Source organism: Streptomyces panaciradicis, from assembly GCF_023516615.1.
In the GTDB taxonomy this organism is placed as follows: domain Bacteria; phylum Actinomycetota; class Actinomycetes; order Streptomycetales; family Streptomycetaceae; genus Streptomyces; species Streptomyces panaciradicis.
In genome coordinates this window covers 1-7187 of the sequence record NZ_JAMGBF010000038.1, presented here as the reverse complement: position 1 = coordinate 7187, position 7187 = coordinate 1, and the positions used below count along the sequence as shown (strand labels likewise).

Annotated in this window: 8 protein-coding genes; 4 read left to right on the top strand and 4 right to left on the bottom strand. The window is 72.3% G+C overall.

The features are described 5' to 3' along the window. Both M8J74_RS15810 and M8J74_RS15805 read left to right on the top strand, forming a co-directional pair. On the top strand, positions 1-326 hold a 326-nt coding region (locus M8J74_RS15810; RefSeq protein WP_249837007.1), incomplete at its 5' end, for a helix-turn-helix domain-containing protein. A 92-nt stretch (positions 327-418) separates the two neighbouring features. After that, on the top strand, positions 419-1207 hold the full coding sequence (locus M8J74_RS15805; RefSeq protein WP_249837006.1) for a phosphatase: 789 nt from the start codon (positions 419-421) through the stop codon (positions 1205-1207). A gap of 111 nt (positions 1208-1318) precedes the next feature. On the opposite strand, the gene M8J74_RS15800 is transcribed toward M8J74_RS15805, so the two are convergent. The 4 genes from M8J74_RS15800 to M8J74_RS15785 all read right to left on the bottom strand — a co-directional run bounded on the left by M8J74_RS15800 (position 1319) and on the right by M8J74_RS15785 (position 4792). Continuing rightward, a complete protein-coding gene (locus tag M8J74_RS15800) occupies positions 1319-1987 on the bottom strand; it encodes a maleylpyruvate isomerase N-terminal domain-containing protein (RefSeq protein ID WP_249837005.1) in 669 nt (222 codons plus the stop codon). 41 nt (positions 1988-2028) lie between these two features. Continuing rightward, positions 2029-2895 (bottom strand): acyl-CoA thioesterase II, encoded by an 867-nt coding sequence (gene tesB, locus M8J74_RS15795; RefSeq protein ID WP_249837004.1) that lies wholly within the window; start codon positions 2893-2895, stop codon positions 2029-2031. Between the two features lie 36 nt (positions 2896-2931). Beyond that, positions 2932-4089 (bottom strand): acyl-CoA dehydrogenase family protein, encoded by a 1158-nt coding sequence (locus tag M8J74_RS15790; RefSeq protein WP_249837003.1) that lies wholly within the window; start codon positions 4087-4089, stop codon positions 2932-2934. A gap of 106 nt (positions 4090-4195) precedes the next feature. After that, positions 4196-4792 (bottom strand): SACE_7040 family transcriptional regulator, encoded by a 597-nt coding sequence (locus M8J74_RS15785; protein WP_249837002.1) that lies wholly within the window; start codon positions 4790-4792, stop codon positions 4196-4198. A 96-nt stretch (positions 4793-4888) separates the two neighbouring features. On the opposite strand from M8J74_RS15785, the gene M8J74_RS15780 reads away from it, so the two are divergent. Together M8J74_RS15780 and M8J74_RS15775 are read left to right on the top strand one after the other, a co-directional pair. Further along, positions 4889-6505: a carboxyl transferase domain-containing protein gene (locus M8J74_RS15780; RefSeq protein WP_249837001.1), complete on the top strand. Its 1617-nt coding sequence runs from the start codon at positions 4889-4891 to the stop codon at positions 6503-6505. Positions 6506-6518: 13 nt separating this feature from the next. Continuing rightward, positions 6519-7187: biotin carboxylase N-terminal domain-containing protein (locus M8J74_RS15775; RefSeq protein ID WP_283948215.1), on the top strand; the 669-nt coding region annotated here is incomplete at its 3' end.

The window sequence follows — 7187 nt, the reverse complement described above, 5'->3', positions numbered from 1 at the left end:
CCCGCGCCCTGGCCCGCGCCCGGGCCACCCGCGGCGCCCTGGTCCGGCACGGGGAGCGGAGTGCGCTCGCCGACCTGGTGCCGCAGGACCTGGCCGCCGCGCACGCCCGCAGCGTCCTCGCGCCGATCGCCGGCACCCCGGCCCTGACCGAGACGCTGCGCACCTGGCTGTCCCTGCACGGCAGTTGGGACCGTACGGCCGTCGCCCTGGCCGTGCACCGCAACACCGTCCGGCAGCGGATCGCCCGGTGCGCGGCGCTGCTCGGGGCGGACCTGGACGATCCGGACGTCCGCATGGAGCTGTGGTTCGCCCTGCGCGGGCAATAGGCGGCGGTACTCAGGACGATGAGTACGTGACCCGCGTCGCAGCGTCCGGGACGCCAGGGACGCGCACAGTCGGCTGCCTCACAATGGGTTTCATGCCGATACCCGGGACACCCAGCCGCGCCGAGCTCGTCGACCATCTCGTACGGACCCGCATCGCGGGCGACGTGGCGACGCCCCGCGAGAACAACCTCAACCACTACCGGAAGCTGGCGAACGGCGACCGCCACTACTGGCTCGGCCTGGAGCTCGGCGACCGCTGGCGGGACGAGCAGGACGTGCTCGCGGTGATGGCGGAGCGGGTCGGCGTCAACGACGACCCGGAGTACCGGTACGGCCAGGACACCATCGACCCCGAGCTGACGGTCGCGGCGCTGGAGCGGATGGCGGGCCGGCTGCGCAAGGCGGCCGAGGGCCGGCAGCGGGTGCTGCTCGCGACCGGCCACCCGGGCGGCCTGCTCGGGGTGCACAACGCCACGGCCGTCGCGCTGCGGGCCGCCGGCTGCGAGATCGTCGTCATCCCGGACGGGCTGCAGACGGAGGAGGGCTACGTCATGCAGTTCGCGGACGTGGCGGTCCTCGAACACGGCGCCACCCTGTGGCACACCCACTCCGGGGAGCCGATGAAGGCCATCCTCACCGCGCTGGAGCGCGAGGGCCGCCCGCTGCCGGACCTGGTCGTCGCCGACCACGGCTGGGCGGGGTACGCCGGCCGGCACGGCGTGGACTCCGTCGGCTACGCCGACAGCAACGACCCGGCCCTCTTCCTCGCCGAGGCCGAGGGAACGGTGCAGGTGACGGTCCCGCTCGACGACCACGTGGTCAGCCCGCGCTATTACGACCCGATGACCGCCTACCTGCTGGCGGAGGCGGGTCTCATCTAGCCGGCCTGCGGCCCGCCCAGGGCCCTTCTGCTGGATCTCCGTGGGAGAAGAAGCGGCGTTCCGTGCCGTGAGCGTGCGGGCCGGGCGTCGCGACGACCCATCAGAAGGGCCCTAGATCCCGGCGATCGAGGCGGGCGCCCGTTCGGCGCGGGACAGGGCGCGGACGACGGCGGCCGGGCCGTGGCGGCGGACCGCGAGGCGGGTGAGCAGGTCGATGACCGGGGCGGTCACGGACTCCGGGAAGCCGGGGGCGGGCAGGTCCACGCTGCACGCGAGGTCGTCGCTGTGGACGACGAGTTCCATCGTCCGGGTCAGCAGCAGGTCGTCCAGCTCCAGTGACCACGCGCCCCAGGTCGCGACGTGCACGGGGCGCTCCGCGGGTGCGTCCGGCAGCAGGTCCCGCAGCACGGCGAGGACCTCGTCGACGCGCCGGCGCAGCCCCTCGTGCCCGTCGGCCGCGGCGGCCTCGCCGCCCTGCCGGATGCGCCCGCTGACGGGGGCGTCGACGCCCGCGTCCAGCCAGGTCACCCGCTCCAGGTAGTACTCCCGAAGAGAGACGACCGGCTCGGCCGGGACCGGTGCGGCGAGCATCCCCGGCAGCGCGAACTCCGGCCAGAACATGTGCCCGGCCAGACCCCGCACGCTCCACTTCGGCAGCACGCTCGGCCCGTCCCAGGCCTCGGCGACGGCGGGCTCGGCCACCAGGTGGCCGGCGATGCCGGCGGCGGTCAGGTAGGCGTCCCGGATGCGTCCGCCCCGCCGGTTCCACGACTCGGTCATGGGCTCATCCCACCCGGAACGCCCCGCCGCCTCAACCGAATTCAGCGCGGGACGCGCACCACGCCCTCCTGGATGACCGAGATCGCGAGGCGGCCGTCCTGGGTGTAGATGCGGGCCTGCCCGAGACCGCGCCCGCCGTGCGCGGACGGCGACTCCTGGTCGTACAGCAGCCATTCGTCGGCGCGGAAGGGCCGGTGGAACCACATGGCGTGGTCGAGCGAGGCGCCGACGACGTCACCGACCGCCCAGCCGCCGCGGCCGTGCGCGAGCAGGACCGAGTCGAGGAGCGTCATGTCGGAGACGTAGGTGGCGAGGACGACGTGCAGGAGCGGGTCGTCGTCGAGCTTGCCGTTGGTGCGGAACCACACCTGGGAGTGCGGCTCGCGCGGCTCGCCGAACTTGCCGTACGGCGGTTCCTCGACGTACCGCAGGTCGACGGCCTCGCGGGCCTCCAGGAACCGCTCGACGACCGCCGGGGCGAGGTGGTCGTAGCCGCGCAGCCGCTCATGGGAGGTGGGCAGCGTCGCCGGGTCGGGCGCGGGCGGCATGGGGGCCTGGTGGTCGAGGCCGTCCTCGTGGGTCTGGAAGGACGCCGACAGGTGGAAGATCGGCTTGCCGTGCTGGACGGCGACCACGCGGCGGGTGGTGAAGGAGCGGCCGTCGCGGATGCGGTCGACCTGGTAGACGATGGGCGCGCCCGGGTCCCCGGGGCGCAGGAAGTACGCGTGCAGGGAGTGCGCGGGCCGGTCGGCGGGGACCGTGCGCCCGGCGGCGACCAGTGCCTGCGCCGCCACCTGTCCCCCGAAGACCCGGGGGACGACGGCGGAGCGGGACCGGCCGCGGAAGATGTCCTCCTCGATCTGCTCGAGGTCGAGCAGATCGAGGAGGTCCTGAAGTGCCTGGCTCATGGCGTCCAGTGGTAGCGGCCGGTGATTGCGGTGGGCTTACAGGCCCATGTCCTTCGCGATGATCGTCTTCATGATCTCGCTGGTGCCGCCGTAGATGCGGTTGACGCGGTTGTCCGCGTACAGGCGGGCGATCGGGTACTCGTTCATGAAGCCGTAGCCGCCGTGCAGCTGCAGGCAGCGGTCGATGACGCGGTGGGCGACCTCGGTGCAGAACAGCTTGGCGCTGGCGGCCTCGGCGGGGGTCAGCTCACCGGCGTCCAGGGCCTCCAGGGCGCGGTCGGCGACCGCCTCGGCGGCGTCCACCTCGGCCTTGCAGGCGGCCAGCTCGAACTTGGTGTTCTGGAACGAGGCGACCGGCTTGCCGAAGACGGTGCGGTCCGTCACGTACTGCTGGGCGAACCGGACGGCGGCCTTGGCCTGCGCGTAGGCGCCGAAGGCGATGCCCCAGCGCTCGGAGGCGAGGTTGTGGCCGAGGTAGGAGAAGCCCTTGTTCTCCTCGCCCAGCAGGTCCTCGACGGGGACCTTGACGTCGACGAACGCGAGTTCGGCGGTGTCGGAGGTGCGCAGGCCGAGCTTGTCCAGCTTGCGGCCGATGGAGTAGCCCTCGGACTTGGTGTCCACGGCGAACAGGGAGATGCCGTGGCGGCGGTCCTCGGCGGTGGGCGCGGCGGTGCGGGCGCACACGATCACGCGGTCGGCGTGGACGCCGCCGGTGATGAAGGTCTTGGAGCCGTTGAGGACGTAGTGCGTGCCGTCCTCGCTGAGCTTGGCGGTGGTCTTCATGCCCGCGAGGTCGGAGCCGGTGCCCGGCTCGGTCATCGCCAGCGCCCACATCTCCTCGGCGGAGACGAACTTCGGCAGGAAGCGCTTCTTCTGCTCGTCGGTGGCGAGCATCTTGATGTACGGCAGGGCGAGCAGCACGTGCACGCCGGAGCCGCCGAAGTGGACACCGGCCCGCGCGGTCTCCTCGTACATCACGGCCTCGAACTTGTACGAGTCGATGCCGGCGCCGCCGAAGTCCTCGGGGACGTTGATGCCGAACAGGCCCAGCTCGGCGAGCTTGAAGTAGAAGTCGCGCGGCGCCTGGCCGGCCGCGAACCACTCGTCGTAGACGGGGACGACCTCGGCCTCGATGAAGGCGCGGAGAGTCTCCCGGAACGCCTCGTGGTCCTCGTTGAACACCGTACGGCGCACCGCCGCCACCTCCACCTGGATACCGGACGCTATCTAAGCGCTTGCTCAGATGATTAAGGTACCGGCGGGTAGGGAGAGGCGTCCAGAGGAGATCCCGTAACGCTCGTCACTCCGTCGCGGCGGCCGCGAACGCGCCTCTGGCCATCCGGTGCAGCAGTTCGGCGGTGGTCCCGCGGCCCGGCAGGGAGCCCGCGCGGCCCAGGTGGGGCGTGGAGTTCAGCAGGCCGAAGACGGAGTGCACGGCGGAGCGCGCGGCGGGCTCCGCCAGGCCCGGATAGACCTCGCGCAGGACCGACACCCACAGCTCGACGTACTGCCGCTGGAGCTGGCGCACCAGCTTGCGGTCGCTGTCCCGCAGGCGGTCCAGCTCGCGGTCGTGCAGGGTGATCAGGGGACGGTCGTCGAGCGCGAAGTCGATGTGCCCCTCGATGAGCGAGTCGAGGACCTCCTCGGCCGGAGTGCCGTCCACCTCCGCGAGCCGTCGCTTGGCGCCGGTCAGCAGCTGGCCGCTGATGCCGACCAGCAGCTCGGCCAGCATCGCGTCCTTGCCCGCGAAGTGGCGGTACAGACCGGGGCCGCTGATGCCGACGGCGGCGCCTATCTCGTCGACTCCGACCCCGTGGAAACCGCGCTCGGCGAACAGCCGCGCGGCCTCCTTGAGGATCTGCTCGCGGCGGGTGGGGGCGTCGGTTCTGGTGGCCATGAAGGCAATTCTAGACAGGGAGGTTAGCGGTCGTTAACCTGAAGGAAATGGTTAACGCTCATTAACAGTCGATCACTGGGTGAGGGGACCGCAAGGATGCACGAGGCACCGGAGCTTCACAGCGCGGCCGACCCCGCGTCGGAGGCCTGGAAAGCCAACGAGCGGGCTCATCGCGCGCTCGCCGAGGAGCTGCACGGCAAGCTGGCCGCGGCCCGTATGGGCGGGGGTGAGAAGGCGCGGGCGAGGCACACCGCGCGCGGCAAGCTGCTGCCCAGGGACCGGGTGGACGCGCTGCTCGACCCCGGCTCGCCCTTCCTGGAGCTCGCGCCCCTGGCCGCCGACGGGATGTACGACGGCGCGGCCCCGGCCGCCGGCGTGATCGCCGGGATCGGGCGGGTGAGCGGCCGCGAGTGCGTGGTCGTCGCCAACGACGCGACCGTCAAGGGCGGCACGTACTACCCGATGACGGTGAAGAAGCACCTGCGCGCCCAGGAGGTGGCCCTGGAGAACCGCCTGCCGTGCGTCTACCTGGTCGACTCCGGCGGCGCCTTCCTGCCCATGCAGGACGAGGTCTTCCCGGACCGGGAGCACTTCGGGCGGATCTTCTACAACCAGGCCCGCATGTCCGGCGCCGGCATCCCGCAGATCGCGGCGGTCCTCGGCTCCTGCACGGCCGGCGGGGCGTACGTGCCGGCGATGAGCGACGAGGCGGTCATCGTCCGCGGTCAGGGCACGATCTTCCTGGGCGGGCCGCCGCTGGTGAAGGCGGCCACCGGCGAGGTCGTCACGGCCGAGGAGCTCGGCGGCGGCGAGGTGCACTCGCGCATCTCCGGCGTCACCGACCATCTGGCCGAGGACGACGCGCACGCGCTGCGGATCGTGCGGAACATCGCCGCGACGCTCCCCGCGCGCGGGCCGCTGCCCTGGGAGGTCACCGAGTCCGTCGAGCCGAAGGTCGACCCCTACGGCCTGTACGGCGCGGTCCCGGTCGACTCCCGCACCCCCTACGACGTGCGCGAGATCATCGCGCGCGTGGTCGACGGCTCGCGCTTCGCCGAGTTCAAGGCCGAGTTCGGGCAGACCCTGGTCACCGGCTTCGCCCGCATCCACGGCCACCCGGTCGGGATCGTGGCCAACAACGGCATCCTGTTCTCCGAGTCCGCCCAGAAGGGCGCCCACTTCATCGAGCTGTGCGACCAGCGCGGCATCCCGCTGCTGTTCCTGCAGAACATCTCGGGGTTCATGGTCGGCAAGGACTACGAGGCGGGCGGCATCGCCAAGCACGGCGCCAAGATGGTGACCGCGGTGGCCTGCACGCGCGTGCCGAAGCTGACGGTCGTGGTCGGCGGCTCCTACGGCGCGGGCAACTACTCGATGTGCGGCCGGGCCTACTCGCCCCGCTTTCTGTGGATGTGGCCCGGCGCCAAGATCTCCGTCATGGGCGGCGAGCAGGCGGCCTCCGTCCTCGCGACCGTCAAGCGGGACCAGCTGGAGGCGCGCGGCGAGGAGTGGCCGGCCGACGAGGAGGAGTCGTTCAAGGCGCCGATCCGGCAGCAGTACGAACGCCAGGGCAGTGCCTACTACGCCACCGCCCGCCTCTGGGACGACGGCGTGATCGACCCGCTGGAGACCCGCCAGGTGCTGGGTCTCGCGCTGACCGCCTGTGCCAACGCGCCGCTGGGCGAGCCCCAGTTCGGCGTCTTCCGGATGTAAGGGGGGAGGACCCATGTTCGACACAGTGCTCGTGGCCAACCGGGGCGAGATCGCCGTCCGCGTGATCCGCACGCTCCGCTCGCTGGGCGTGCGCTCGGTGGCCGTCTTCTCCGACGCGGACGCCGACGCCCGGCACGTCCGCGAGGCCGACACGGCGGTACGGATCGGTCCGCCGCCGGCGTCCGAGAGCTATCTGTCGGTGGAGCGGCTGCTTCAGGCGGCCGCCCGCACCGGCGCCCAGGCGGTCCACCCCGGCTACGGCTTCCTGGCGGAGAACGCGGCCTTCGCGCGCGCGTGCGCCGACGCCGGGCTGGTCTTCATCGGGCCGCCCGCCGAGGCCATCGCCCTGATGGGCGACAAGATCCGCGCCAAGGAGACGGTGCAGGCGGCCGGGGTGCCGGTCGTGCCCGGCGGCCGCGACCCCGAACTCGCCGAGGCGGCGCGCGCGCTGGGCGCGCCCGTGCTGCTGAAGCCCTCGGCCGGCGGTGGCGGCAAGGGCATGCGGCTGGTGCGCGACCTGTCCGTGCTTCAGGACGAGATCGCCGCCGCCCGCCGGGAGGCCCGTGCCTCCTTCGGCGACGACACGCTCCTGGTGGAGCGGTGGGTGGACACCCCCCGGCACATCGAGATCCAGGTCCTGGCCGACGGCCACGGCAACGTGATCCACCTCGGCGAGCGCGAG

What these genes read in the sequence shown, in the direction of transcription:
- M8J74_RS15805 (WP_249837006.1), top strand. Translation starts at nt 419, where the DNA reads ATGCCGATACCCGGGACACCCAGCCGCGCCGAGCTCGTCGACCATCTC.
- tesB (WP_249837004.1), bottom strand. Translation starts at nt 2,895, where the DNA reads ATGAGCCAGGCACTTCAGGACCTCCTCGATCTGCTCGACCTCGAGCAG.
- M8J74_RS15785 (WP_249837002.1), bottom strand. Translation starts at nt 4,792, where the DNA reads ATGGCCACCAGAACCGACGCCCCCACCCGCCGCGAGCAGATCCTCAAG.
- M8J74_RS15800 (WP_249837005.1), bottom strand. Translation starts at nt 1,987, where the DNA reads ATGACCGAGTCGTGGAACCGGCGGGGCGGACGCATCCGGGACGCCTAC.
- M8J74_RS15780 (WP_249837001.1), top strand. Translation starts at nt 4,889, where the DNA reads ATGCACGAGGCACCGGAGCTTCACAGCGCGGCCGACCCCGCGTCGGAG.